Below are 26,409 nucleotides of genomic sequence, written 5' to 3' on the forward strand. Positions count from 1 at the left end.
TGAATGATAAATAAAACTATTCTCTTTATAGGTTACGTATGGCCAGAACCTACCTCTTCTGCTGCTGGTAGTAGAATGCTTCAATTGATTCATTTTTTTAAGAATTTAGGCGCGAAGGTTGTTTTTTCATCACCTGCAAAGCAGAGTGTGCATGTTCATAATTTGCTCTCCGAAGGAGTTCAACAAAAAGAAATAGAATTAAATAATACTTCTTTTGACGATTTTCTGAAGGATTTACAGCCAGAAATTGTTGTTTTTGATAGGTATATGATGGAAGAGCAATTTGGTTGGCGTGTAGCTGAACACGCTCCAAATGCTATGCGAATATTGGATACAGAGGATTTGCATTTTTTAAGGAATGAGCGACAGAAATCTTTAAAAGGAAGTGCAGATATTACTAATGACGTATTGCTAAATAGCGAATTAGCAAAGCGCGAATTGGCTAGCATTTACCGTTGTGATGTTTCATTAATTATTTCTGAAGTGGAAATGAAGCTTTTAAAAGAGGTTTTTAAGGTAGATGAAAAGCTACTTTGTTACCTTCCTTTTCTTCTTCCGCAAAAGAAAGAGAATATGTTTTCCTTTCAACAAAAAGAGGATTTTATTTTTATAGGAAACTTTATTCATGCTCCCAATTGGGATGCGGTTTTAGCGTTAAAAGAAACTGTTTGGCCTATTATCCGAAAAGAATTACCAAAAGCAAAATTGCATATTTATGGAGCCTATGCTACCGAAAAGGTTTACAATCTTCATAATGAAAAAGAGAACTTTTTAGTACACGGTTGGGCAGAAAATTCCTTTGAGGTAATCCAAAAAGCACGTATTATGCTTGCTCCATTACGTTTTGGTGCTGGATTAAAAGGGAAACTCCTTGAAGCCATGCAGGCACAAACTCCAAGTGTAACCACCTCTGTAGGGGCAGAGGGAATTAATGGGAATTATAATTGGAACGGATTTATATTTGATAACCCAATGGATTTTGCTCATGCTTCTGTGGCTTTATATTTAGAAGAAGAGCAGTGGCAACAAGCAGTAAAAAATGGGAATAGAATTTTAAATATGCGTTTTGATGCTTCAGTACATAAACTGAATTTTAAAACTACGCTCGATATAATTTCTGAAGATATAAATGCGCATCGAACCAGTAATTTTATAGGTAGTATGCTACTCCAGCAAACTACACAGGCAAGTAAATATTTGTCAAAGTGGATAGAAGAGAAGAATAAAAAGCTGTAAAAGTCATAATTCTTTTCTCATCTAACATATTTTTCAGAAAAGCATAATTCATCCGCTTTAACTTCTAAAAATTTATTATACGCCACGAATACACGAATATATATTGGTTTGCATTTAAAAATTATTTGTGTATTCGTGGCATAACAGACTTTATGTCCATAGAGGTTTAGTAAAATTATGTAAACTATCTAGGATTATTCAAATCTCGATTATCAAGTAAATAAATTCTTTAAATCGTCTGTAAGTCTAATAGGGCGTTTACTGTTTTTATCTATTAAACACCAATTGGTTTTACAGCTTACCAATAACTTATCGGTAGTATTATTGTAAATCTCTACAATCCGTGTTGAGGTAACGCCTTCTGCTTTTTTGATGTATGTTTTTAGGAGAATTTCATCATTTAAAAAAGCTTGTCCTTTATATTCTATATAATGATTAAGAACCATCCAAATATAATTATCCAGCATTTCTGTGGTAGCTTCCGTTTGCCAATGATTCTTTGCAATGTCTTGAATCCATTGAAGGTAACGTACATTGTTCACATGAAATAAGTCATCTAAATCGTCTTCCTTAACCGTAATTATTTCTGTAAACTCTTTCAAATCCTAATTTTAAATTTTAAGTGTTGAATTTTGAATTTTAAATGAAATTATATTTTTTACCTAAAGCCTAAAGCCTATTTCTTTTCTTTAATAGTTACTTCAAACATTTTATCCCAATTTTTACCTGTCACAAAAAACGTTTTAGAAGTAGGGTTGTATGCAATTCCGTTTAAAACATCTAAATCGGCATGTTGTTTTACCTTGTCTTTAAGCCCTCTAAAATCGATAACTCCAATAATAGCTCCCGTTTTAGCATCAATAATCATGGCGCTGTCTTTTAAATAAACGTTGGCATATATTTTTCCGTCTACATATTCCAATTCATTAGCTTTATTAAAAACAGAAGAATTAGTAACTGTTTCAATAAAATCTTCTTCGACTAAAGTATCAGGATTTAAAATCCATATTTTATCACTTCCATCGCTTTTATAGATCTTTTTACCATCGGGAGTATGTGTAAGTCCCCAACCTTCTTTGCTTTGGTTGTAGGTAAAATAATCGAGTTGTTCAAATGTATTTAAATCGTACACAAAGCCTTTGCCAGCTTGCCATGTAAGCATGTACACTTTATTGTTGATAATAGTAATTCCTTCCCCGAAGTAAGAGTTGTCCAAATCAATTTTATTTAATATATCTCCAGTTTTATAATCTACTTTTCGAAGCGAAGAAATCCCTTTTCTACCAGTACTTTCATATAAAGTATCGTTATAAAATTCTAAACCTTGAGTATATGCTTTTATGTCGTGAGGATAGGTGTTTATAATTTCGTAGGTATAAACTTTTGGAGCTTGAGAAGCTAGAACAGTAATATTTTCTGACACCGTAGCCGTTTCCCCTTCGAAATATACAGTAGCTTCTAGTTTTTGAATACCTAATTTATCGGCATTCAATTTAAAAGAATTGTTTGTTACGTTGATTCTTTTTCCGTGTAATTGATACGAAATAGAGTCAATTTCTTTATTTTTTTTATTCTCCAATTGGATTTTTAAGACATTTCCTTGCTGAATTTTCTTAGAATCTGAACTTATTTTTAATGAAAATAACTTTTTTTCAGAAGAATTATTCGAGTTGCATCCACCAATAGAAACAACTAAAAAGCTGATGATTAAAAACTTATAGAAATACATGGGCTATTATTAATTTTTAGGCAAGTTATTTAATAAAATTAAGATTGTAAAATTATTGCGTAAAGATAAAAAGTTTGTAAATTTGCACCCGGCAAGTCCTACACGACTAGCTCCTGTAGAATCCCCCAGGACGGGAACGTAGCAAGGGTATATGGTTGAGCGGTGCGATGTAGGTAGCTTGCCTTTTTTTATGCCATAAATTTAACTTTTCTATATTGGCATTCTTCTTTTTAAAGTTTCCCTAATTGTTCTCTGGAATATTAAATAAATTATAACTTTGTATAGCATATTTGTTTTTTAGGCTAAAAAGACAAAATAGAGCAGTATCTTTACTTAATAATTAATGTAAAACTAGAATATAAATAAGCTATGAAATTTTTTATAGACACAGCAAATCTAGAGCAAATTGCGGAAGCTGAAGCTTTAGGAGTTTTAGATGGAGTTACAACAAACCCATCTTTAATGGCAAAAGAAGGAATAACAGGAAGAGAGAATATTTTAAAACATTACGTAGACATTTGTAATATTGTTGAGGGTGATGTTTCTGCTGAAGTTATTGCAACAGATTATGACAATATCATAAAAGAAGGAGAAGAATTAGCTGCTCTACACGAGCAAATAATTGTTAAAGTACCAATGATTAAAGATGGTGTAAAGGCAATTAAATATTTTTCTGACAAAGGAATAAAAACAAATTGTACGCTTGTATTTTCAGTAGGACAAGCGCTTTTAGCGGCTAAAGCTGGAGCAACTTACGTTTCTCCATTTATTGGAAGATTGGATGATATCTCTACAGATGGATTAGGACTTATTTCTGATATCCGTTTAATTTATGATAACTACGGCTTTGAAACAGAGATTCTTGCTGCTTCTGTACGCCATACAATGCATGTTATTGATTGTGCTAAATTAGGTGCAGATGTAATGACAGGCCCTCTTTCTGCAATTACAGGATTATTAAACCACCCACTTACAGATATCGGTTTAGAGAAATTCTTGGCAGATTACAATAAAGGAAATAAATAGAATTTAGAAATATTTTAGATACAAAAAGAGCCGCTTATAGACGGCTCTTTTTTATTATATGGTAATCAATTATTATTATTATTGCGGTTGTTGTTTGTAAACTCTTTTTATAACGGTATTATTGTCTTTATCATGGATTTCAACAATGAAATTCTCATCTCCATCAAAATATCCAATCCCTTTACCATTACTTGTCTCAACAATATATTTATTGTTTGTTGATTGATACGTAGTGGCATTTAAATCCTTATTTGAAGAATTGATAGTAAATCCATTTTCAGTAGGAAGAAAATCGCATTTAGCGTCTTCACATACAAAATTAGTTTTCTTGTCAAGAATAATTTTACTATCTCCTTCAATAACCGTTTCCTGTTTAGTTACTTTAACAGGAGATGTAGTAAGATCCTGATTAATTTTATTTCTATCAGAAGCATCCAACTGAACATCTTGCTCTTGAGTAACTTGAACTTGTTCTTTTAATTCTTGTTCTCCTTTATTTGTTTTAATCTTGGTAGTTTTAGTAACTGTTTCTTCTAAAACATTTTTATTTTGCGAAAACGCAAAGGTAGATGTCAAAATAATTGCAGATAATACGATTAAATTTTTCATGTCTTTTTCTGTTTTGATTATACTTTAATATACGCATTTAGCAGCGTGTTAGATGTTAATGGCTTGCCAAGGAGTTGTAAGGATATGTTAATGCTTCAGGTCTAAGATTCTTTTCTGACAGTTTGTCATTTTTAATGTAATGGCACAAAGATTGACTTTTACAACACGAATCGAAAATAGAATTTCAAACACTATAAAAACATAAACATGAGTAAGATTATTGGAATTGACTTAGGTACAACCAACTCTTGTGTTTCCGTAATGGAAGGAAACGAACCTGTTGTAATACCTAATGCTGAAGGAAAAAGAACTACACCTTCTGTGATTGCTTTTGTTGAAGGCGGAGAAATTAAAGTAGGGGATCCTGCAAAACGTCAAGCAGTAACCAATCCAAATAAAACGATTTATTCTATTAAACGTTTTATGGGGAACAAGTTCTCTGAATCTCAAAAAGAAGTAGGAAGAGTACCTTATAAAGTAACAAAAGGAGATAACGATACACCAAGAGTAGATATTGATGGTCGTTTATATACCCCACAAGAATTATCGGCTATGATTCTTCAAAAAATGAAGAAAACTGCTGAGGATTACTTAGGGCAAGATGTAACGCAAGCAGTTATTACTGTGCCTGCATACTTTAACGATTCTCAACGTCAGGCTACAAAAGAAGCTGGAGAGATTGCAGGATTAAAAGTAGATAGAATTATAAATGAGCCTACTGCAGCTGCATTGGCTTATGGATTAGATAAAAAAGGAGAAGACCAAAAAATTGTAGTATTCGATTTTGGTGGAGGAACACATGATGTATCTATCCTAGAATTAGGAGATGGCGTTTTTGAAGTACTTGCTACCGATGGAGATACACACTTAGGAGGGGATGATGTAGATGAAAAAATTATCGATTGGTTAGCTGAAGAGTTTAAAGCTGAAGAAGATATCGATTTAAGAAAAGACTCTATTGCACTTCAACGTTTAAAAGAAGCTGCTGAGAAAGCTAAAATTGAATTGTCTTCTGCAAACCAAACAGAAATCAATTTACCATATGTAACAGCTACAGCAAGCGGACCTAAACACTTAGTTAAAACGCTTACTAAATCTAAATTTGAACAATTAATTGCAGATTTAGTAGAACGTACAATTAAGCCTTGCGAAAAAGCATTAAAAAGTGCAGGTCTTTCTAAAAGCGACATCGACGAGGTTATATTAGTAGGTGGTTCTACAAGAATTCCTGCAGTTCAAGAGGCTGTAGAGAAATTCTTTGGAAAAAAACCTTCTAAAGGAGTTAATCCAGATGAAGTTGTAGCCGTAGGTGCTGCTATTCAAGGGGGAGTATTAACTGGAGATGTAAAAGATGTATTATTATTAGACGTTACACCACTTTCTTTAGGAATTGAAACTATGGGAGGAGTAATGACTAAATTAATTGAAGCGAATACAACAATTCCTTCTAAAAAATCTCAAGTATTCTCTACTGCGGCAGACAATCAGCCATCTGTAGAAATTCACGTTATACAAGGAGAGCGACCAATGGCTGCGGATAACAAAACTATCGGACGTTTTCACCTTGATGGAATTCCACCAGCACAAAGAGGAGTACCTCAAATTGAAGTTACTTTTGATATTGACGCTAACGGAATTATCAATGTTTCTGCAAAAGATAAAGGAACAAATAAAGAGCAGAACATCCGTATTGAAGCTTCTTCTGGATTAACAGATGAAGAAATCCAAAAGATGAAGCAAGAAGCAGAAGCAAATGCCGATGCTGATAAAAAAGCGAAAGAGAAAGTAGATAAGCTTAACGAAGCAGATGGAATGATTTTCCAAACTGAAAAGCAATTGAAAGAGTTTGGAGATAAACTTTCTGCTGATAAAAAGCAACCTATTGAAGATGCTTTAGAAGAATTGAAAAAAGCTTATGAAACTAAAGAAGTTGATACCATTCAACCAGCTTTAGATAAAATCAACGAAGCTTGGAAAGTTGCTTCTGAAGAAATGTATAAAGCACAAGCAGAGGCGCAGCAAAATGGCGCTCCAACTGGAGATGCTCAAGGAGGAGATGCAAACGCAGAAGGCGGTGCAAAAGAAGGAGACGATGTGCAGGATGTAGACTTTGAAGAAGTTAAGTAATACACTTACATTATACTATTAAAAAACCCAAAACGAAAGTTTTGGGTTTTTTTTTAAACGTTAATCAAATTTCTTACTATTTTAAATTTTTATAAATTTCTAAACATATAAAAATAATAAGACCAGAGATAGCTGAGTATACTCCAATTGAAACTAATAATCCATCCACTATATCTGTTATTTAATCTAGAACTAAAAATATAGTATATTGAGTTTAATTATGTTAATTGGAATACATGTAATTCGTGTAATTTTTTTCTAGTTCATTCTTAAGATTAATCTTTCTTCAAGAATGTTTTTTCTTTCGTAAAAGAAAAAAACCAACTTCTTTAATTAACCATATTGCTAAACCTAAAGCTGCAGCTAACTTACCTATTTGTACTAAAAACGATTCTGTATCCATTATCTTTTATTTTATCATTGCAATTATATGATGATAGATACGTATAATGGTTGCTTAAAAGGATAAGCTTTTAAATAACTTTAACATTTGTAGATTCTTATTATTTTTTATTGCTGTCCGATAAAAGTTAACAGAATTTATGGAACTCCACTTATATCAAGGTTTAAATGAGGTTTATAAGGCTCCCTGGCTATTAATAAAAATGAATAAAAAGAGGGTTTTAGTAAAGTTTTTTCTTCAAGCTGCTTATTTTATGATAGTTAAGATTTAGTCTTTGTTTTTACAGCGAAGCGTCCTTGTATTTTACTCGGACATTAGTGATTATTTTTTTAAAATGGTAAGGCACAGCCTAATAGTCCAATAATCAATAGCTTCTTCAAAATACTCATAATATGTTTTCAATTGATCTGGATCGTTTAGCGTTATTTTAGCTTGTTTAACAGCTTCTAGGTCGTTTTCATTAATAAATTGCATTAAATTAATGTCTTTTCCGTCTTCGTGTAATTTGGAAATATGGGAATATATGGTAGTAAGGCTTAGTTTTCTTTGTCCTGCAATTTCTTCGATAGAAAGACCATCTTTATAGAGTTGGTATGTTTCTAGATATGTTTTTCCTTTTTTCCGACCTTTTTTCTGTTCTTTTTCCTTGTTGAATTTTATAATTTCTTTAATGAATTGATATCCGTAGTTCTCCATTTTACGTCTACCAACACCATTTATTTGCATAAAATCTTCATCGGTTAGAGGGCGTTCAGCTTCAATTTCTTTCAGAGTGGCATCGTTAAAAATAAGATAAGCAGGGATATCTTCTTCCTTAGAAATGGAGAGGCGTAATTTGCGTAACCGCTCAAATAGCGTGTCTTTTGTTTTTTCTTGTTTTGTATTTGCAGCTTTCTCGGTTACTAGTGTATCCTGTGGTTTTGTGAGTGCTACCTTTTTATTATTAAAGAGGACTTCTTTGGCTTGTGGTGTTAACTTTAATGTGTTTTTCTGATGAAAAGCAATTTCTAAATATCCAAGATTTACCATTTGGATGATGTAATGCTGCCAATCTCTCCACGAAATATCATTGGCAATACCGTATGTTTTTAAGTTTTGATAACCGTTTTCTAATACCTGTTGATTATGAGATCCTCTTAGAACATCTATAACAAGTCCGATGTTTTCATTTTCTTTTAATCTTGCTACACAAGAAAGTGCTTTTTGGGCAGTAATAGTTCCATCAAAAAATTGAGGCGGGTTTTTACAGACGTCACAATTACCGCAATCTTTTTCAATGAACTCTCCAAAATAACTCAACAATATTTTTCTTCTACAAGAAAGTGCATCGGCATATTGTTTCATTCGTTCTAGCTTTGCCAATTGTACTTCACTATTTCCTGCACCTTCAGCAAATTTTTGCAACTGTACTACATCAGCATAACTATGAAAAAGTAACGTATAAGATGGGAGTCCATCTCTACCAGCACGACCAATTTCTTGATAGTAACCTTCTATATTTTTAGGTAAATTATAATGAATTACCCAGCGTACATTGGACTTATCTATTCCCATTCCAAAAGCTACGGTAGCACAAACAATTTGGGTTTTATCATTTATAAAATCTTCCTGAACTTTTGAGCGGCCATCATGATTAACTCCAGCATGATATGCTTCTGCATTATAACCTGCTTGTTGCAATTTTTCAGCAATACTTTCTGTAGTTTTTCTACTTAAGCAATAAACAATACCACTTTCATTTGGACGCTTATTTAGAAACTGAATTATTTGTTTGATTCTATCTGTACCCGGTCGTACTTCTAAACTCAAATTTTTACGGTCAAAAGAAGCTACAAACTTTTTAGCGTTGGAAATATTTAATTGGTTAGCAATATCTTCTCTCGTAGCTTTATCTGCAGTAGCAGTAAGTGCAATAAGAGGAGTATTAGGAAACCTGTTTTTTAAAAAACCAAGTTGTGTATATGCGGGTCTGAAATCGTGTCCCCAAGAGGAAATACAATGCGCTTCATCTACAGCAATAAGACTAATTTTTGTAGAACTAAAAATATTTTCCAAATACGAAAGACTCTCGGGCGCAACATACAGAAGTTTTACTTTTTTGGCTTCTATATCGTTAAAAATAACTTCTTGCTCTGCTGTAGATTGACTACTATTTAAAAAGCAAGCAGGAATTCCGTTTACATTTAACCCATCCACTTGATCTTTCATTAAAGCGATAAGAGGAGAAATAACAATAGTTAAACCATCTTGTAGTAATGCAGGTAATTGATAGCAAATAGACTTACCTCCACCAGTTGGCATAATAACCAAGCAATCATCTCCATTTAAAATGGTATCAATAATTTCTCTTTGTAGCGGTCTAAACGAATCGTACCCAAAATATTCTTTAAGGGTATTTAATATGGTAGTTTCTTCAATCATAATTTGCAAAGAAACAGAATACTAATCACTGTTGAAATCTAATTGGATGTTTTTTGATAAGAAATAATAATAAGAAGTGGATAAGTAAGATTCTACTTTGCTTTTTTGTAGTAATCCCATTCTTCTTTAAGAATTCCGTAGCAGCATGTATTCCTTTTAAAACCATTAAGTAGGTATACATTTTTCCTTAACAGTCCTTCAAATTTAGCGCCTAATTTTTCAACGGCTCTTCTAGAACGAATATTACGTTCGTCAATTCTAAATTCTACTTTTTCAAATTCCATTTTATAAAAAGCATAATCCAGCATTAAATGTTTCATAACCGTATTAAGTCCGTTTCCATGAAAATCTCTTCCTATCCATGTAGAACCTATATGAAGCACTTTATTATTCCAGTCGATATTCATATAACGAGTAGTTCCTGCATAGCGCTCGGTTCTTTTATCATATATAATAAAGGGAACCGCCAAATTTTTTTCTGCATGATCAAGAGCCGTTTTCACATAATCGGTTAGCGCTTGTAATGTGGATATATTTGAAGGCGAGTATTGTACCAAATCTTTTTCAGAAGCTATTGCATATAAATTCTTGAAATTGTCGAGAGACAAAGGCATCAGTTTTACAATTTCGTTTTCAAGGGTCGGGATATTCATCGCGGTTGTTGTATTTTTACACTTCAAAAGTAGCGTTATGAATCTTGATAAAGAAAAAATATTAGCAAATATACGTGAGCGTTGTAAAAATACGCTTATGGAAACCCTTGAAATTGAATATACCGAAATAGGAGAAGATTATTTAATTGCTAAAATGCCAGTTACGTCAAAAGTACATCAACCAGATGGAGTACTGCATGGAGGAGCAATGGTGGCTTTAGCAGAAAGTGTTGGAAGTGCAGCGTCTTATTTGTTTTTAAATACCGAAGACTTTTTTATCCGTGGAATAGAAATTTCTGCAAATCATTTAAAAAGTATTAAAGAAGGCTGGGTTTTTGCAAAAGCTACTTTTATCCATAAGGGAAGAACTACTCAATTATGGGAAATTAAAATTACAGATTCAGAAAAAAATCTTATTTCTATTTGTAAACTAACAACAATTGCATTACCAAAATCTAAATAGTTAATGAAAGTCTCTTCGGAATCTTTTTATAATAAAGTTTTAGAACACTTCAATACAAAACTTCCTTTTGTAATTTATAACAAGCCTAATTCTAATAGAATAAGTGGGTTATTGCAAAAAAACGATGATGTTTATAATACTGTTAATTATAAAGAATCAGGATTTGTTTTTGCCCCATTTGATGTAGAGAAGGAAGCTATTTTAATTCCTTTAAATCATTCTGAAAGTATAGAATGTTATAAAGAAGTTACTTCTAAAAATGTTTTTTCAATAAAAAATATAAGTTATCCTTCAGAAAAAGAAAACCATATTCATTTAGTTGAAAAAACAATTAATGAGATTAAAAACTCGGAGATTAAAAAGATTGTTATTTCGAGAAAAAAAGAAGTATTAATAGAGGATTTTGATTTTGTTTCAATCTTTAAAAAGCTAGTCTATAAATACCCACAGGCTTTTTGTTATGTATGGTATCATCCAAAAGTTGGTCTTTGGGTAGGAGCTACTCCCGAAACTTTATTAACATTAAACAATAAAGAATTTGAAACCATGGCTTTGGCAGGAACTCAAAAATATGAGGGTTCAATCAATGTTTTATGGGGAGAAAAAGAGAAGGAAGAGCAAGCTTTGGTAACTTCATCAATTATAGAAAATATAAAACCTATTGCTTCTGCTATAGATGTTTCTGAAGTACAGACAGTAAAAGCAGGAAGTTTACTTCATTTAAAAACAGCTATTAAAGGGCAGATAGAAAATGCATCAATTAAAGATTTTGTTTCTAGTTTGCATCCTACGCCTGCTGTATGTGGTTTGCCAATGAAAGCAGCTAAAGATTTCATTATAAAAAACGAAGGTTATAACAGAGAATTTTACACTGGTTTTTTGGGAGCGTTGAATTTTGAAAATGAGAAAACCGAACTTTTTGTTAATTTACGCTGTATGCAATATGTGGAAAACAAAAAGCTTGCTTTGTATGTAGGTGGCGGAATTACAAAAGATTCTAACGCTACGTTAGAGTGGGACGAAACCGAGAATAAAACAAAAACTATGTTAGATGTACTTACAAAATAAAACAGGGAATTTTTAGTAAACTATTTTGAAGCAAGCCCATTAGGTGTTAGAATGAAAAACAAAAAAACATTTTGAAGCAATCCTTTAGGAGAGCTTAGGACACGCTTTAGAACATTAAAATCTCGATTATCGATTAAAAAACAGACTAATTTGAGTACTTTTGTGTAGTTAGAAATCACACTATTTATTATTTAATGAAGTATTCCAACATCCCCTTAGCACAAACTGTTACAGCTTTGTGTAAAGCCAAAGGAATTGAACATATTATAATTTCTCCAGGGAGCAGAAATGCACCTTTAACTATAAGTTTTACAGAAGATAATTACTTTAACACCTATAGCGTTGTAGATGAGCGAAGTGCAGCTTTTTTTGCACTTGGAATTGCACAGCAATTAAAAAAACCTACCGCTTTAGTATGTACTTCTGGCTCGGCATTATTGAATTATTACCCTGCCATTGCTGAAGCTTTTTATAGCGATATTCCGTTAGTAATACTTTCTGCCGATAGACCTTCCTACCGTATAGATATTGGAGATGGGCAAACTATTAGACAAGACAATGTATATGCGAGGCATATTTTATACTCGGCAAATTTAAAACAAGACATACGTGGGGAAGATTTAAAAGTTTTAGGCGATGGTAAGAATCCTTCTAAACTGGATAAATTAATTAATCCGATTGCGTTGCAACAAGGAGTTCAAGAGTTTAATGAAAAAGAAATTAATACTGCCTTAAATACATCTTTTGAAGAAAATGGTCCCGTACATATTAATATTCCTTTTGAAGAACCACTTTACTCAAAAGTAGATGAGCAATTTGTTTCTCCTAAGAATATTCCATTTCAGAATACAGAAAAATCGTATTCTAAAGAAACCTTACAAGCTTTTGTAGATATTTGGAATGGCGCAGCCCGTAAAATGATTTTAGTAGGAGTGAACCCTCCAAACACCTTAGATACAGAGATATTAGAATTATTAGCTACGGATGAATCTGTGGTGGTTTTTACAGAGACAACTTCGAATTTAAATCATTCAAATTTCTTTTCGAATATCGATAAAATTATTGCACCGATTGAGAAATTAGAAGATGCAGATAGTTATTTTAAGAAGTTACAACCCGATGTATTGTTAACTTTTGGAGGGATGGTAATCTCAAAAAAAATAAAAGCATTTTTAAGAAAGTATCAACCAAAGCATCATTGGCATATAGATTCCAAAAAGGCATACGATACTTTTTACTGTTTAAATCAACATTTTAAAACTACTCCAAACAAATTTTTGAAAGTTTTTTCTGAAGGAATAAAAATACAGAAAAGCGATTTTCAGCCTTATTGGTTGTCGGTTAAAGCCAATAGAAGCAAGTTGCACAAAGAATATGTGGTTCAGATTCCGTTTTCAGATTTTAAGGCTTACGAGCGGATTTTAAAAACTATTCCAGAAAATTATCAATTGCAATTAAGTAATAGTTCTACAATTAGGTATGCACAATTATTTCAGCTAAACGAATCTTTAAAGGTTTTCTGCAATAGAGGTACCAGTGGTATTGATGGAAGTACGAGCACTGCTGTTGGGGCTTCTGTAGTTTCAGAAAACCCAGTAGTTTTTATTACAGGAGATTTGAGCTTTTTTTACGATTCTAATGCGCTTTGGAATAATTATATCAATAGTAAGTTTAGAATAATTGTTATAAATAATGGAGGAGGAGGCATCTTTAGAATCCTTCCTGGAGACAAAGATTCTAAGAATTTTGATGACTATTTTGAGACTACACACCAGCTTAACGCAAGAGGGATTTGTAGTACGTATGGAATTAATTATCAGTCGGTAGATTCAGAAGAAACATTAGTAGAAGCATTACAAGAATTTTATAAAAGTAGCGCTAATCCATCATTACTAGAAGTATTTACGCCAAGAAAAATTAATGATGAAATTTTACTCAATTATTTTAGTTTTTTGAATAAAAATTAATAATTTTAAGACAACTTATTTAATTTAAAAAAATAATCATGAGTAAAAGAGACGAATTAATTGAAAAATACGAAGCAGATCTAAAAGATAAATGTGGGGTAACAGCAGATAAAGATTTACTTACAAAAGTAGTTATCGGTTTAGGTCCTTCAGTGTATAATGCAGATGCTTCAATGGTATCGGGAACCGATCAAAAGGAACTAGAAACTATTAAAAACAATTTTTTAATTAAGAAACTTGGTCTTTCTGCTTCGGAAGATTTAGATGGTGCTATTGATTCCGTGATAGAAAAATACGGAAGATCTAATCGTAATAAATACAGAGCAGTAGTTTATTATTTATTGGTTAAGCACTTCAAAAAAGAATCAGCATATTAGATTATAAATAAATTTTATATACAAAAGGTATCATTTTTGATGCCTTTTTTTATGTGTTCTTTTTTGAAAGGTACAGTATATTTTATGCTAATACCATTTTCCAATTCAATTTACTGAAATAAAATGTGCTTTTCCTTTTATTTCAAGATAAAAAGAGTCCGTAGCCAAGGCTAGGCTTTATTTTCTGATTTATATAAATAAAAAAATCATCATTTTATTTTACGGTAAATTCAATCAATAACTGGTATAATATTTAAATTGTTCAAATTAAATAACTTCCTTTGCAGAAGTTATAGAAATTTTAAAGTTAGATGATACAAATAGGCGAATACAATACACTAGAAATATTAAGAGAAACATCTGTTGGACTTTTTTTGGGGGATGAAGAAGGGAACGATATTTTATTACCCAATAAATATGTGCCTCAGGAATATGAAATTGGCGACACGCTAGCTGTATTTTGTTATTTAGACCATGAAGAAAGACCTATTGCAACTACCCTAATTCCTAAAATAACCCGTAATAAATTTGCGTTGCTAAAAGCTATAGAAGTAAATAAAATTGGTGCTTTTTTAGACTGGGGGTTAGAGAAACATTTATTTGTTCCTTATAAAGAACAAGCGCGCCCAATGGAAGAAGGAAAACGATATTTGGTGTATGCTTTTTTAGATGATGAATCTAATAGGATGGTAGCATCTAGTAAAACCAATCAATATATTAATAATGAAGAATTATCGGTTGAGCTTTATGAAGAAGTAGCGCTCATAGTTTCCCGTTTTACCGAGTTAGGGGTAGAGGTTATTATCAACGAAAAGCATAAAGGTTTAGTTTATAATGATGAAATATATAACGATTTAAAACTGGGTCAAAACCTCAAAGGATATATAAAGAAAATAAGACCAGATAATAAAATAGATGTTAGTTTACAGCCTATTGGTTATAAAAATATAGAGCCTTCTTCTCAAAAAGTGTTGGATGCTTTAAGTAAAAATAATGGCTTTTTAGGGCTTCATGATAAAAGTGATCCTGAGGATGTAAAAGCAATACTAGGAATGAGTAAAAAAAGCTTCAAAAAGGCAATTGGTTCTTTATACAAAGATAAACGCATTCTTATTCAGGAAGACGGAATTAAGCTTATTTAGTTTCCTTTCATCTTAAATAAAAAATCAATTCTTATTAACGTAGTTAAGTTTTAAATGAAATTAAGAGATAAAAAACCAGCATTAATTTTAATAGATGTTCAAAATGCTTTTTTAGACGACGAATATTGGGGAGGAAATAGAAATAATAAAGATGCTGAGCTTATTTGTGGTAAAATTTTAAGTAAATGGCGGGAGTTAGAGTTGCCAATTTTTCACATTAGACACAGTTCTACAAATCCAGAATCTAAATTAAATGTAAACAATGAAGGATTTCAGTTTAATAAAAATGTTACGCCGTTAACAGGAGAACCTGTAATAACAAAAAACGTAAATAGCGCCTTTATAGGAACTAATTTAAAAAAAGAATTGGAAGTTTTGGGTGTAAATACTTTGGTTATTGTTGGAATTACTACCAACCACTGTGTTTCTACTACTACTCGAATGGCAGGAAATTTCGGATTTGAAACTTATCTAATTTCTGACGCTACAGCAGCCTTTGATAGGGTGGGAATAAATGGAGAGAAATATGATGCAGAGATCATCCATTTAACAACCCTTGCTAATTTAAATGATGAATTTGCAACGGTTTTGAGTTATAAACAATTGATGGATAAAGTATAATAACCTTTGCATAATTTTGTTTTTTCATAAATTCTGTTAAGTTAGTTCAGTGGTTTAGAACTTATTTAACCGATTTTAGATTTAAAAATAGCCTATGGGAGCTATAAAAAACCTTTAAAATAATTTAATATTAAAAAGTATATCTTTTACTTTTGAAAAAAATAAAATTAGAATGAGTTCACCACAGTGGAAAACTGCCAAGGAATTTGAAGATATAACTTATAAAAAAGCAAATGGTGTTGCACGTATTGCTTTTAACCGTCCGAATGTTAGAAATGCATTCCGACCAAAAACAACAAGTGAGTTGTATCAAGCATTTTATGATGCACAAGAAGATACAAGTATAGGTGTAGTCTTACTTTCTGCTGAAGGACCCTCAACAAAAGATGGAGTGTATTCTTTCTGTAGCGGTGGCGACCAAAAGGCTAGAGGAGAGCAAGGATATGTGGGAGAAGATGGAATGCACCGACTTAATATTTTAGAAGTACAACGATTAATTCGTTTTATGCCTAAAGTGGTAATAGCAGTTGTTCCAGGATGGGCTGTTGGTGGCGGACATAGTTTGCATGTTGTTTGTGATATGACACTAGCAAGTAAAGAACACGCTATTTTTAAGCAAACAGATGCCGATGTTACCAGCTTTGATGGCGGATACGGATCTGCGTATTTAGCTAAAATGGTGGGACAGAAAAAAGCGAGAGAGATATTTTTCTTAGGAAGAAATTATTCAGCCCAAGAAGCTTTTGAAATGGGAATGGTAAATGCAGTTATTCCACACGAAGAATTAGAAGCGACCGCCTATCAATGGGCGCAAGAAATATTAGAAAAATCGCCAACTTCTATTAAAATGTTGAAATTTGCAATGAATTTAACAGACGATGGAATGGTTGGACAACAAGTTTTTGCAGGGGAAGCTACTAGATTGGCTTATATGACGGAAGAAGCCAAAGAAGGTAGAAATGCGTTTTTAGAAAAGAGAAAACCTAATTTTAAAGATATAAAATGGATTCCTTAGCAAGAGCATAAATGTTTAATTAAAAACAAACAATCGAATATGCCTTACATAGACGAAAATCATTTAGTTAACTTGCATAAGACAATCGAGTCTAAAGAAATAACAGAAGCGCGACTTTTAGAGGAGTTACGCAAAAATAGAGCAGAGAAGGAGAGACTTTATCGTGCCAAAAATATGTTTAAGTGGAGTTCAATATCACTCGGATTACTTCTATTATTTGGTGTAGTTTTGTATATAGCGAAACCTTCTTTATATGTTAGTGATGAATTTCTTCAATCAGAAAATAAGTTATTAATCAATGAAAGCGAATTAAGCGAGTATCAGCAGCAAATTTCATCTTTAGAAACTACTTTGAATAATCTTCCTTCACCTTCAGCATTAGATACTTTAGATTACCGAGATTTAAACTCTGAAGTAATTTATGCTGTTCAAGTAGCTGCATTAGAAAACAAAGACCTCTCTTTATATTCTAAGGAATTAAGAAATATTAGTCAGTATAAAGACAAAGATTTTAACAAGTATTCTTTAGGTAATTTTACTTCTTTAGAAGATGCAAAAATATTTAGAAAGGAATTAATAGCACTTGGATTTCAGGATGCATTTGTAGCTTCTTATCAAAATGGCAAGCGCTTAAAAATAGAAGAAGCCTTATAAAAATATACATGACAAAAGCTAAAACTCTACTATCGGCAGCCCGATTACGTACGTTGCCTTTATCTCTTTCTGGAATTATTGTTGGTTCTGCAATTGCTTTCTCAGAAGGATTTTTTAATTATACTATTTTAATTTTTGCTTTAATAACAACTGTTGGCTTGCAAGTATTATCAAACTTTGCAAACGACTATGGAGACGGTGTAAAAGGTACCGATAATTTAGAAAGAGTAGGGCCGATGAGGGCAATTCAGAGTGGTATTATTTCTGATAAAGAAATGTTACGAGCTATGATTGTAACCACAATACTTACTTTGTTTTCTGCAATAACCCTTATATATTTATCTTTTAGAGGAGATAATCTTTCTTATTCCTTTTTCTTCTTTTTCCTCGGAATAGCTGCGGTTATAGCAGCAATAAAATATACTGTTGGAAAGTCTGCTTATGGTTATAATGGTTTGGGAGATGTTTTTGTTTTTATCTTTTTTGGATTGGTAAGCGTTTTAGGATCTTATTTTTTATATACTAAAGAGTTACATTTTGAAGTATTATTACCTGCTATTAGTATAGGATTTTTAAGTGTTGGGGTGCTTAATCTCAATAATATGAGAGATATTAACAGTGATAAAAAATCCAATAAAAATACTCTTGTAGTAAAAATAGGCTTAGAAAGAGCGAAAAAATATCATTTTGTACTGCTAATTACCGCAATGATTACCGGACTATTATATGTAGGATTAAATTATACATCGCCTATTAATTTACTTTTTTTAATATCCTATATACCAATTAGTTTACACTTAAAACGTGTTTTTCTTAATAAAGCCTCTGTAACATTAGATCCAGAATTAAAGAAACTAGCCTTGAGTACTTTCCTATTTGCTATATTGTTTTTGCTTAGTTATAATATTTTTTTGTAGTTTTAAACTGATTTTTAACAGCAAAAAATTTTGGACCAACTTATTAAAATTCTTATCGTTGAGGATAATGTTATTATTGCGGACGATATGCAATCCATGCTTGAAGATATTGGCTATAATATAGTAGCGAATGTTGTGGATTACGAAGGAGCAGCAAATGCGCTAGCTACTTTAGATATCGATTTAGCTTTAGTAGATATTGTCTTAGCATCAAAAAAAACAGGAATAGATTTAGGAAGACACATTCGAGAAAATTATAACATTCCTTTTATTTTTGTAACCTCTAACTCCGACAAAGCAACTGTAGAAAATGCTAAAAGTGTAAAGCCTAATGGGTATCTTGTAAAACCATTTGAACAGCAAGATCTATTTACTTCTATAGAAATAGCCCTTTCAAACTTTAATAATGACACGGTGTCTTTAGCAAAAGAAACCACTGAAGAAGCAGATGGAAAGCTTGTTTCTAATTCGGTGTTGCGTAATTCTATTTTTGTAAAAAAGAACCAACATTATTACAGAATCCCTTTTGATGAGATTCAGTATGTAAAAGCGGATAATGTGTATTTAGAGGTTTATACTGAAGATAAAACATTTTTAGTAAGATCTGCTTTAAAAGATTATTTAGAGAAATTACCTTCAAAACAGTTTTATAGAGCTCATAAATCTTATATAGTTAACATTGATCAGATTGAAGCTATTAATACAAAAGACATTTTAATAAATGGAAAAAATATTCCTATCTCTAAAGAATTTAGAGAGTTTATTCTTTCTAACATGAATTCGTAAACATATTCTTACAACATAAAAAAGAGGTTTAGCAATATAAAAAGAGGTATTTACAACATTAATTTGTGGGAGTTTAATTAGAGGTATATATTTGGATTGTAATTAATTTAGATTGATGAGCCCCAAATATTAATTTAAATTAATATCCCCCAAGACTATGTAATATCTATTGTTATAACAACCAATTAATGATAGTATTTTAAAAGAGTTCTAAATCGTTTTAGGACTCTTTTTTTTAGTATTAGTTTCTCCATAAACAATATAATTTAGCTTATACAACACTTAGGTTTGTTTACACAACAAAATTTGGGTGTTTCTAATTTTAACTTATAAGTTAGTACTGTTGATAATAAAAATATTGGTTTGTTACCAAGAGAATTTTTCATGATTATTATAAAGAGTTTTAAGTAGCTACTTAAAACTCTTTTTTTTATAACAATGTTATTTATACTACAAAATATTATTTTAACATAGTAAATATTTACTTTTTTGGATTATAAGAGTAAGTTTACTCTGTTGTTTGCAAACATTAAAACTAAAAAAAATGAATAAAAAAAATCTTTTATTTCTTATCTCTCTATTTACAATTTCACACGTCCTATTTTCACAATCTATCGAAATTGATAATGAAATTTTTAAATTCCAAATTGATAAAAACTTCAAAATATCTGATAATGAAAGTAATAAAATAAAAATTGTGAAATTTGAAAGTGTTGATAAGATCGAAATAGCACAAGAAATAACACTAATTGAGTCTGGAATTAATCCAAAGGATCAGAATATAAAAGACATTTCAGATATATCAAGTTTAGAACAATTCTTTATGGTAAGTGAAGATTTTGTTAAAGAAAATGATATAGACGGAATAACTAAGATTAACAATATCGATGTATTTTTTTCTCTAAGTTTAATAAAATCATTCAAAGATTATAATAAAACTGAACTCAAAGGCTACGAATTTACTGCAAAATATTATTTTTTCGTTAAAGAAAAGATTTATTTATTATTATATCAATCCAAATTGATTAATCCAGGAGGATATGATCTTAACAAAAAGGAAATTTATACACTTATGGAAAAAAGAAATAATCTCGGATATTTAAATGAAATTTTACAAACATTAGAGTTAAAATAACGTTTGCCAACACCAGTAACCGTTGCCCACAATGTAAACCATTCATTCACGGAAAATGCGATAAAAGCGAAAAAAGAAAATTGTTTCTTCTGAATATAAAATATAAACGAATACTAAATTCAAAATCTGATAGTAGACAAATCTTTGACAAAATTGAAAAAGAGTTGATTCGATTGAGAATTGACAAAATCCATCGTTCTGATTTGAAAATTGAATTTGAAAATTCCTTTTTTAACGGACAAGGAAGATGGCATTTAATGGCTCCTGTAGATAAAGGATATTTAAAATTAGATAGTAATCTGAAAAAAATTGAATACTCTTTTTCTGTAGTCAGAACGTTTTATATTACTTCTGTAATGGCTTTGTTTTTCGGATTAATATCTCAGAGTTATTGGATTGGAATAATTTTCTTTTCCTGGCTCTTTGGAATGAATTGGGTAATAACGCTAATAAGACAAAATCGATTTTGCGAATAAATTAAAAAGAATGCTTGATAAAAAAACGAACGCACAACACCAGTAACCATTGCACAAGCCATTAATTCTATAAAAAAAGATAGTTTTAAGCCCTTTTAAGAGCTTTTATTTTACGATCTAATTAAGTTGTACGTTAAAATTAGGGAACTTAAAACAGCATAAAAGATGTTTTTGAAGGGCTTTTAAAAAAGAAGATGAGCCTTTTAAGCTTCCCACTCCACTTTTAGCATGTTTTTGGATGAACTTTAAATACTTTTTAAGGTTGTAGGCAATGGCAGAGAGCTGCATACACTTATTGGCTTGTTTAATGCCAATGGTATTGACTTTTCTAGGTCCCATAAATTGCGTTCATATTCTTTGCGGTAAGCGGTAATATTGATCCGCTTTTCATGACTCTTACCAATACATTGCTGTTTTATCGGGCATGTCTTGCAATCGTAAAGTACACGACTCCTTCAATCTTTAAATTATGCTTTAAAATAAGAAAATATAAATCCGGTTCTGTGTTAATTCGAAAATACAGCCACTTTTTACTACATCATCATTTTACCACATAAAACCATTCTTATACAACAAATATTTATTTTTAAGTATAATAAATAGTAAGTTTATCCCGCTGTTAAGATGTTAATTATATAGTAATATTGTTTGGTGAGTTATTATTATATATCATTATTAAAAGCCTAAATATAATGTTTAGGCTTTTTTATAGTTTATAGGAAAAAAAATCAATAAAAAGTTGGGGCTTAAATTTAAAAATAGCGTTTTTTCACTTCTATTGCTACTGCTTTTGTCGGGATTATTTTCTTTTGGGCAAAACAATAGCACGTCTCAAGAGGACCCTCTAAACAATTTCATCAAAATAAATTCTGTCCAAGAACGCTTTGATTATTTTTTTAAAGAAACGGATCATTATAGAGAAAGTTCTGCTTATAAGTGGATAGATTCTGTAAATGAGGCTATTGATGTAGCAGAAAAAAATAGCGATTCTACCGCAGTTTTTAAGTATAAAACAATGCTGATGAAATTGTATTACGATATTGGTAATTACGACAGAAGTGCGTTGATAGGAGAATTGCTATATACCGAAGAAAAAAAGCTTGATAAACACATAAAAGTAGAAATCCTAAAAACCCTCGATGTAGTTTATAGAGAACTTCAAATTTATGATAAACAACTAGAAACTAGACGAGCCTTAAAAGGTTTAGGGGAGAATATTGTATTGTATGATGTTTATGCAGAATTAGGTTTATACAGGCAGGCTATGATGGAATATATTATAGCAAATCAAAGTAAGCTTGAAAGTTCTGGCAACAAATTATATGAGGCAGAATATTACAATGTTTTAGGGTCTTATTTGTTAAAAGATGGATCTATTTATACCGCATATAAAAACATCCAAACCGCTAGAGATCGGATTAATAAATTCTTAATTGTTAATAGAAATTTATCTGTAAAAGAATTTAATGAAGCTATTTATTTAAAAGGAAAAATAGACAGTAATTTAGGGAAATGTAAAATGTTTCAGAATAAATTTGAAGAAGCTATTCCGTATTTGGAAGCTGGAATTTCTTCAAGTAAAATTCATGATAAAGGAAAGTACTCCAAAACAATTGTAAATTTATGGGAAGCCTTAGCGGAGTGTTATTTAGAAATAGGTAATTTAGAAATTGCTCATAAGTATCTGGATAGTATTGTTTTAGATCAGAAAATAGTAAAATCTAATATTGTAAACTACAATAGATTACGTGCTAATTTTTATTTAAAAGATAGCAACCCAGACTCTGCTTCTTTATTTTTTAAAGAGTATGTTAAACTAAAAGATTCTCTGGATTATAGCAGTAGAAAAAAGCAACTTTTGAGTTTGTTAGTTCAGTTTGATTTGAATAACCAAAAGGAAACTATAGAGAAGCAACGTCTTAATTTAGAAAAAAATAAAACTGAAATTTTAGAAAGGGAGAAAACAATTTATTTAAGTGTGTCTGCACTTATATTATGTTTTATATCTGTATTAGGACTTATAATAGCGTACGCTAGAAGTATTAAAAATAAGCGACTCATAGAGAATCAAAAGAAAATTATAGAAAACTCTTTAATAGAAAAGGATTCCCTGCTTAAAGAAATTCATCATCGTGTTAAAAACAACCTTCAAGTGGTTTCTAGTTTGTTGAGTATTCAAACCAAAAACACTAAAAGTAAAGCCGCTATAAATGCCTTGGAAGAAGGTAAGAGTCGCGTAAAAGCAATGGCTCTTATTCATCAGAAATTATATCAAAACGAGGATCTTTCGGTTATTAAAATGCAAGAGTATATAGAATCTCTTGCTGCCAGTATACAATCGGTTTACAAAAAGAATGGTTATAAAATTAATCTTCATATCAATGCGGTACAAACCGAATTGGATGTGGATAGAGCAATTCCTATTGGACTGATTTTAAATGAATTAATATCGAATTCTTTTAAATACGCTTTTCAAAATGATAAAAATGGAAATATTTATATCAATCTTTTAAAAGAGAACTCTCAAATTCATTTTGAATATAAAGATGATGGAATGGGACTTCCAGAAAATTTTGATGTAAAAGCGTCTGGTTCAATGGGGATGAACCTTATAAGTAGATTAACCAATCAACTTCGTTCTTCTTTAAATATAGATACCGAAGGTGTAGGTGTTCGTTTTTGGTTTAATTTCAATTAATTTTCTTTAATTTTAGAAGCTGAAAAAGAGTTATAATTTCTTAATTACTTTTTTGAGAACTTTTAAAATTTAGAATTATGAAAATTACATTTTACGGGCATGCCGCTTTGGGGATTCAAGTAGAAGATGTACATGTATTAGTAGACCCATTCATTTCTGGAAACGAAAAAGCTTCGCATATTGATATAGAAGCCATAAAAGCCGATTATATTTTAGTAACTCATGCGCATCAAGACCATACATTAGATGTGGAAAGAATAGCTAAACGTACAGGTGCAATTGTAATTTCAAATGCAGAAATAGCTGGACATTTTGCTAAAATGGATATAGAAACACATCCTATGAACCACGGCGGAAGCTGGGATTTTGAGTTTGGTCTAGTAAAGTATGTAAATGCAACACACTCTTCTTCGTTTGCAGATGGTTCTTATGGTGGGCAGCCAGGAGGGTTTGTTATTGAAGGAGAACATAAAAATATCTATATAGCTGGAGATACTGGACTTACTATGGATATGAAACTTATTCCGCTTTTTACAAAATTAGATTTAGCAATTTTACCAATTGGAGATAACTTTACAATGGGAATAGAAGAGGCTATCTATGCATCAAACTTTGTAGAATGTGATAAGGTTTTAGGCTACCATTTTGATACTTTTGGTTATATTGAAATAGACCATGAGAATGCAAAAAAGCAATTTTATAATGCAGGAAAAGACTTGATGCTTCTTGAAATAGGTGAAAGTATAGAGTTATAAATGAAAGTATCTTACAAAAAGTATATTTTAGAATTTAAACGTCCTAGTAGAACTTCAAGAGGCGTGCTTACAACCAAAGAAACTTGGTTTATAATTATAGAAGATGGTACTAAGTTTGGTATTGGAGAATGTGGAATTCTTCGCTCATTAAGTATTGATGATCGATCAGATTATGAAGAGAAGCTGAAATGGGTTTGCGAGCATATCCATTTAGGAAAAGACAAACTCTGGGAGTTGCTTATAGAGTTTCCTTCAATTCAATTTGGAGTGGAACAAGCATTTTTATCTTTTGAAAGTAAAAATTCTTTTGAATTATTTCCTTCGGATTTTTCTAAAGGAAAAGCTTCAATCCCTATAAATGGATTAATTTGGATGGGAGAAGAGGCCTTCATGAAAGAGCAGATTAAAGATAAAATAGAAGCAGGCTTTGATTGCATTAAAATGAAAATTGGAGCCATAGATTTTGATGCAGAATTTGAGCTTTTAAAAGCTATCCGAAGAAACTTTTCAGCAAAAGAAATAGAATTACGAGTAGATGCCAATGGTGCGTTTTCTACTCATGAAGCTAAAAATAAACTAGAAAGATTAGCATCTTTAGACTTGCATTCCATAGAACAGCCTATAAAACAAGGGAATTGGCATGAAATGGCTAAGCTTTGTAAGCATACAGAATTGCCAATTGCTTTGGATGAAGAATTAATAGGGGTATTTTCTGTAACAAAAAAGAGAGAATTACTACAAACAGTACAGCCACAATACATTATTTTAAAGCCAAGTTTGGTTGGAGGGTTTAAAGGTTCTCAAGAATGGATTTCGCTATGCCAGGAGTTAAATATTGGTTGGTGGGTTACAAGCGCTTTAGAGAGTAATATCGGTTTAAATGCCATAGCACAATGGACAGCAACATTACAAAATAAAATGCCTCAAGGTTTGGGTACTGGAAGTTTATATACCAATAATATTGAGAGCGCCTTGGAAGTAAAGAATGGGGCTTTACATTATAACATAAATAAGAACTGGGATATGAGTCTTTTAAAATCTATTTGATTTTTAAATGCTCATTAATAAATTTAGAAACCAACCGATATAATAGTTAAGGGCATTACAGTTGTCCATTGAAAAATAATAAATAGTAACGGATGAAGTATATAGAACAAGTATTTAAATATAAACACGAATTTTGGAGGTATTTATTAGGCTCTATAGTTATAATTTTTGTTAGTCAGATTATGCAAATTCCATTTGTATTAGCGGTACTTTACAAAGAAGGGGTTAGCGTATTAGAATCTGGAGACGGTTATAAGTTATTAAGTGTTTTAGAACCCAATTTAAATTTGTTTTTATTAATGCTCCCATTTGCTGTTTGTCTTCCCTTGTTATTTTTATGGGTTAAAAAGTTTCATGAGCAGTCAATCATATCTTTAACTACAGCAAGAAAAAAGATAGATTGGAAGCGCGTAAAATTTTCTTTTTTATTATGGGCAGGAATTACAGCTGTTTTGGTAATAATAGACATTCAATTAGCTCCAGAAAATTATGAGTACAATTTTAAACTAGTTCCATTTGTAATTTTATTTTTGATAGGAATTATTATGATTCCAATTCAAACCAGTTTGGAGGAATATATTTTTAGAGGGTATTTGATGCAAGGTTTTGGAGCTTTGTTTTTAAATAAATGGGCACCACTTTTATTAACTTCTTTTATTTTTGGTGGTTTGCATGCCTTTAATCCTGAAGTAGCTAAATTAGGATATGAGATTATGGTATATTATATTGGAACAGGATTGTTTTTAGGAATTTTAACTTTAATGGACGATGGAATGGAGCTAAGTCTCGGATTTCATGCAGCAAATAATCTAATTACTGCTTTGCTGGTTACTGCAGATTGGACAGCGTTTAGAACACATTCTATATACAAGGATGTTTCTAATCCAGAATTAGGATGGGATATTTATATACCTGTTTTAGTGGTGTTCCCAACTTTACTTTTTATATTTTCTAAAGTTTATAAATGGTCGGATTGGAAAGAAAAATTAACAGGAAAAATTACAGCACCTATGGTTGTTGAAAAAATATCCGAAACAAATCCGCTTTAAACTTTTTTATCAACTAAAACCGTTTTAATTTTATT

General features: G+C 31.2%; 24 protein-coding genes, 1 other RNA gene and 1 pseudogene. 20 read left to right on the forward strand and 6 right to left on the reverse strand.

The window, feature by feature from the left end; genetic code table 11:
- Nucleotides 1–3 precede the first annotated feature (3 nt).
- A complete protein-coding gene (locus AC13CQ_RS14355; protein WP_482882957.1) occupies nt 4–1,236 on the forward strand; it encodes a glycosyltransferase in 1,233 nt (410 codons plus the stop codon).
- Between the two features lie 212 nt (nt 1,237–1,448).
- Here the strand turns inward: AC13CQ_RS14355 and AC13CQ_RS14360 are convergent, their stop codons facing one another.
- Both AC13CQ_RS14360 and AC13CQ_RS14365 read right to left on the reverse strand, forming a co-directional pair.
- The gene (locus AC13CQ_RS14360; RefSeq protein ID WP_008614538.1) at nt 1,449–1,838 is read right to left on the reverse strand and encodes an acyl-CoA thioesterase; all 390 of its coding nucleotides are present in this window, start codon (nt 1,836–1,838) and stop codon (nt 1,449–1,451) included.
- Nucleotides 1,839–1,912: 74 nt separating this feature from the next.
- Complete coding sequence (locus AC13CQ_RS14365) at nt 1,913–2,965, reverse strand: glutaminyl-peptide cyclotransferase (RefSeq protein WP_474506622.1); 1,053 nt, start codon at nt 2,963–2,965, stop codon at nt 1,913–1,915.
- An 89-nt stretch (nt 2,966–3,054) separates the two neighbouring features.
- Here AC13CQ_RS14365 and ffs point away from each other — a divergent pair.
- Both ffs and fsa read left to right on the forward strand, forming a co-directional pair.
- Nucleotides 3,055–3,152: signal recognition particle sRNA small type (ffs, locus tag AC13CQ_RS14370), an RNA gene on the forward strand.
- 182 nt (nt 3,153–3,334) lie between these two features.
- Complete coding sequence (gene fsa, locus AC13CQ_RS14375; protein ID WP_008614540.1) at nt 3,335–3,991, forward strand: fructose-6-phosphate aldolase; 657 nt, start codon at nt 3,335–3,337, stop codon at nt 3,989–3,991.
- A gap of 78 nt (nt 3,992–4,069) precedes the next feature.
- On the opposite strand, the gene AC13CQ_RS14380 is transcribed toward fsa, so the two are convergent.
- The gene (locus AC13CQ_RS14380) at nt 4,070–4,600 is read right to left on the reverse strand and encodes a hypothetical protein (RefSeq protein ID WP_335588540.1); all 531 of its coding nucleotides are present in this window, start codon (nt 4,598–4,600) and stop codon (nt 4,070–4,072) included.
- A 207-nt stretch (nt 4,601–4,807) separates the two neighbouring features.
- Between AC13CQ_RS14380 and dnaK the strand changes: the two genes are divergently transcribed.
- Entirely contained in the window at nt 4,808–6,727 is a 1,920-nt protein-coding gene (gene dnaK, locus AC13CQ_RS14385; protein ID WP_008614543.1) for a molecular chaperone DnaK, read from the forward strand.
- Nucleotides 6,728–7,451: 724 nt separating this feature from the next.
- Here the strand turns inward: dnaK and recQ are convergent.
- A complete protein-coding gene (gene recQ / locus AC13CQ_RS14390) occupies nt 7,452–9,551 on the reverse strand; it encodes a DNA helicase RecQ (protein WP_474506621.1) in 2,100 nt (699 codons plus the stop codon).
- Nucleotides 9,552–9,643: 92 nt separating this feature from the next.
- A complete protein-coding gene (locus tag AC13CQ_RS14395; protein ID WP_008614556.1) occupies nt 9,644–10,204 on the reverse strand; it encodes a GNAT family N-acetyltransferase in 561 nt (186 codons plus the stop codon).
- Between the two features lie 37 nt (nt 10,205–10,241).
- Between AC13CQ_RS14395 and AC13CQ_RS14400 the strand changes: the two genes are divergently transcribed.
- The 12 genes from AC13CQ_RS14400 to AC13CQ_RS14455 all read left to right on the forward strand — a co-directional run bounded on the left by AC13CQ_RS14400 (nt 10,242) and on the right by AC13CQ_RS14455 (nt 20,825).
- Nucleotides 10,242–10,667, forward strand: coding sequence for a PaaI family thioesterase (locus AC13CQ_RS14400; RefSeq protein ID WP_008614557.1), 426 nt, complete (start codon nt 10,242–10,244; stop codon nt 10,665–10,667).
- Between the two features lie 3 nt (nt 10,668–10,670).
- Nucleotides 10,671–11,735: a chorismate-binding protein gene (locus AC13CQ_RS14405; protein WP_474506620.1), complete on the forward strand. Its 1,065-nt coding sequence runs from the start codon at nt 10,671–10,673 to the stop codon at nt 11,733–11,735.
- Between the two features lie 194 nt (nt 11,736–11,929).
- Nucleotides 11,930–13,702, forward strand: coding sequence for a 2-succinyl-5-enolpyruvyl-6-hydroxy-3-cyclohexene-1-carboxylate synthase (menD, locus tag AC13CQ_RS14410; protein ID WP_474506619.1), 1,773 nt, complete (start codon nt 11,930–11,932; stop codon nt 13,700–13,702).
- A gap of 38 nt (nt 13,703–13,740) precedes the next feature.
- Nucleotides 13,741–14,079 carry a DUF2853 family protein gene (locus AC13CQ_RS14415; RefSeq protein WP_337900564.1) on the forward strand — a complete coding sequence of 113 codons (339 nt, stop codon included), beginning with the start codon at nt 13,741–13,743 and terminating at the stop codon, nt 14,077–14,079.
- Between the two features lie 311 nt (nt 14,080–14,390).
- Nucleotides 14,391–15,221 (forward strand): CvfB family protein, encoded by an 831-nt coding sequence (locus AC13CQ_RS14420; RefSeq protein ID WP_008614562.1) that lies wholly within the window; start codon nt 14,391–14,393, stop codon nt 15,219–15,221.
- A 54-nt stretch (nt 15,222–15,275) separates the two neighbouring features.
- Nucleotides 15,276–15,842: a cysteine hydrolase family protein gene (locus AC13CQ_RS14425; RefSeq protein WP_474506618.1), complete on the forward strand. Its 567-nt coding sequence runs from the start codon at nt 15,276–15,278 to the stop codon at nt 15,840–15,842.
- Between the two features lie 172 nt (nt 15,843–16,014).
- Complete coding sequence (locus tag AC13CQ_RS14430; RefSeq protein WP_008614564.1) at nt 16,015–16,857, forward strand: 1,4-dihydroxy-2-naphthoyl-CoA synthase; 843 nt, start codon at nt 16,015–16,017, stop codon at nt 16,855–16,857.
- A gap of 39 nt (nt 16,858–16,896) precedes the next feature.
- Nucleotides 16,897–17,511 (forward strand): SPOR domain-containing protein, encoded by a 615-nt coding sequence (locus AC13CQ_RS14435; RefSeq protein ID WP_008614566.1) that lies wholly within the window; start codon nt 16,897–16,899, stop codon nt 17,509–17,511.
- A gap of 8 nt (nt 17,512–17,519) precedes the next feature.
- A complete protein-coding gene (gene menA / locus AC13CQ_RS14440) occupies nt 17,520–18,428 on the forward strand; it encodes a 1,4-dihydroxy-2-naphthoate octaprenyltransferase (RefSeq protein WP_008614580.1) in 909 nt (302 codons plus the stop codon).
- Between the two features lie 30 nt (nt 18,429–18,458).
- Nucleotides 18,459–19,214 carry a LytR/AlgR family response regulator transcription factor gene (locus AC13CQ_RS14445; RefSeq protein WP_337900571.1) on the forward strand — a complete coding sequence of 252 codons (756 nt, stop codon included), beginning with the start codon at nt 18,459–18,461 and terminating at the stop codon, nt 19,212–19,214.
- A 544-nt stretch (nt 19,215–19,758) separates the two neighbouring features.
- Nucleotides 19,759–20,349: a hypothetical protein gene (locus AC13CQ_RS14450; RefSeq protein ID WP_474507667.1), complete on the forward strand. Its 591-nt coding sequence runs from the start codon at nt 19,759–19,761 to the stop codon at nt 20,347–20,349.
- A 173-nt stretch (nt 20,350–20,522) separates the two neighbouring features.
- Nucleotides 20,523–20,825, forward strand: coding sequence for a hypothetical protein (locus tag AC13CQ_RS14455; protein WP_474506616.1), 303 nt, complete (start codon nt 20,523–20,525; stop codon nt 20,823–20,825).
- Between the two features lie 117 nt (nt 20,826–20,942).
- Here the strand turns inward: AC13CQ_RS14455 and AC13CQ_RS14460 are convergent.
- A pseudogene (locus tag AC13CQ_RS14460) lies at nt 20,943–21,262 on the reverse strand (IS1182 family transposase); the annotation flags it as partial.
- 353 nt (nt 21,263–21,615) lie between these two features.
- On the opposite strand from AC13CQ_RS14460, the gene AC13CQ_RS14465 reads away from it, so the two are divergent.
- The 4 genes from AC13CQ_RS14465 to AC13CQ_RS14480 all read left to right on the forward strand — a co-directional run bounded on the left by AC13CQ_RS14465 (nt 21,616) and on the right by AC13CQ_RS14480 (nt 26,374).
- Nucleotides 21,616–23,523: a tetratricopeptide repeat-containing sensor histidine kinase gene (locus AC13CQ_RS14465; RefSeq protein WP_474507666.1), complete on the forward strand. Its 1,908-nt coding sequence runs from the start codon at nt 21,616–21,618 to the stop codon at nt 23,521–23,523.
- A 77-nt stretch (nt 23,524–23,600) separates the two neighbouring features.
- Entirely contained in the window at nt 23,601–24,278 is a 678-nt protein-coding gene (locus tag AC13CQ_RS14470; RefSeq protein ID WP_335589055.1) for a metal-dependent hydrolase, read from the forward strand.
- The gene (locus AC13CQ_RS14475) at nt 24,279–25,325 is read left to right on the forward strand and encodes an o-succinylbenzoate synthase (protein ID WP_474506614.1); all 1,047 of its coding nucleotides are present in this window, start codon (nt 24,279–24,281) and stop codon (nt 25,323–25,325) included. It abuts the gene before it with no gap.
- A 92-nt stretch (nt 25,326–25,417) separates the two neighbouring features.
- Nucleotides 25,418–26,374: a CPBP family intramembrane glutamic endopeptidase gene (locus AC13CQ_RS14480; RefSeq protein WP_335589057.1), complete on the forward strand. Its 957-nt coding sequence runs from the start codon at nt 25,418–25,420 to the stop codon at nt 26,372–26,374.
- Nucleotides 26,375–26,409 lie beyond the last annotated feature (35 nt).

It is taken from the genome of Galbibacter sp. L-19, from assembly GCF_056857615.1.

Excerpts from the sequence above, each read along its gene's own strand:
- recQ (WP_474506621.1), bottom strand. The coding sequence starts at position 9,551 with ATGATTGAAGAAACTACCATATTAAATACCCTTAAAGAATATTTTGGG.
- AC13CQ_RS14450 (WP_474507667.1), top strand. The coding sequence starts at position 19,759 with ATGAATAAAAAAAATCTTTTATTTCTTATCTCTCTATTTACAATTTCA.
- AC13CQ_RS14415 (WP_337900564.1), top strand. The coding sequence starts at position 13,741 with ATGAGTAAAAGAGACGAATTAATTGAAAAATACGAAGCAGATCTAAAA.
- AC13CQ_RS14395 (WP_008614556.1), bottom strand. The coding sequence starts at position 10,204 with ATGAATATCCCGACCCTTGAAAACGAAATTGTAAAACTGATGCCTTTG.
- AC13CQ_RS14405 (WP_474506620.1), top strand. The coding sequence starts at position 10,671 with ATGAAAGTCTCTTCGGAATCTTTTTATAATAAAGTTTTAGAACACTTC.
- AC13CQ_RS14420 (WP_008614562.1), top strand. The coding sequence starts at position 14,391 with ATGATACAAATAGGCGAATACAATACACTAGAAATATTAAGAGAAACA.
- AC13CQ_RS14425 (WP_474506618.1), top strand. The coding sequence starts at position 15,276 with ATGAAATTAAGAGATAAAAAACCAGCATTAATTTTAATAGATGTTCAA.
- menA (WP_008614580.1), top strand. The coding sequence starts at position 17,520 with ATGACAAAAGCTAAAACTCTACTATCGGCAGCCCGATTACGTACGTTG.
- AC13CQ_RS14380 (WP_335588540.1), bottom strand. The coding sequence starts at position 4,600 with ATGAAAAATTTAATCGTATTATCTGCAATTATTTTGACATCTACCTTT.
- fsa (WP_008614540.1), top strand. The coding sequence starts at position 3,335 with ATGAAATTTTTTATAGACACAGCAAATCTAGAGCAAATTGCGGAAGCT.
- AC13CQ_RS14480 (WP_335589057.1), top strand. The coding sequence starts at position 25,418 with ATGAAGTATATAGAACAAGTATTTAAATATAAACACGAATTTTGGAGG.
- AC13CQ_RS14475 (WP_474506614.1), top strand. The coding sequence starts at position 24,279 with ATGAAAGTATCTTACAAAAAGTATATTTTAGAATTTAAACGTCCTAGT.
- AC13CQ_RS14400 (WP_008614557.1), top strand. The coding sequence starts at position 10,242 with ATGAATCTTGATAAAGAAAAAATATTAGCAAATATACGTGAGCGTTGT.
- AC13CQ_RS14435 (WP_008614566.1), top strand. The coding sequence starts at position 16,897 with ATGCCTTACATAGACGAAAATCATTTAGTTAACTTGCATAAGACAATC.
- menD (WP_474506619.1), top strand. The coding sequence starts at position 11,930 with ATGAAGTATTCCAACATCCCCTTAGCACAAACTGTTACAGCTTTGTGT.
- AC13CQ_RS14355 (WP_482882957.1), top strand. The coding sequence starts at position 4 with ATGATAAATAAAACTATTCTCTTTATAGGTTACGTATGGCCAGAACCT.
- dnaK (WP_008614543.1), top strand. The coding sequence starts at position 4,808 with ATGAGTAAGATTATTGGAATTGACTTAGGTACAACCAACTCTTGTGTT.
- AC13CQ_RS14365 (WP_474506622.1), bottom strand. The coding sequence starts at position 2,965 with ATGTATTTCTATAAGTTTTTAATCATCAGCTTTTTAGTTGTTTCTATT.
- AC13CQ_RS14430 (WP_008614564.1), top strand. The coding sequence starts at position 16,015 with ATGAGTTCACCACAGTGGAAAACTGCCAAGGAATTTGAAGATATAACT.
- AC13CQ_RS14470 (WP_335589055.1), top strand. The coding sequence starts at position 23,601 with ATGAAAATTACATTTTACGGGCATGCCGCTTTGGGGATTCAAGTAGAA.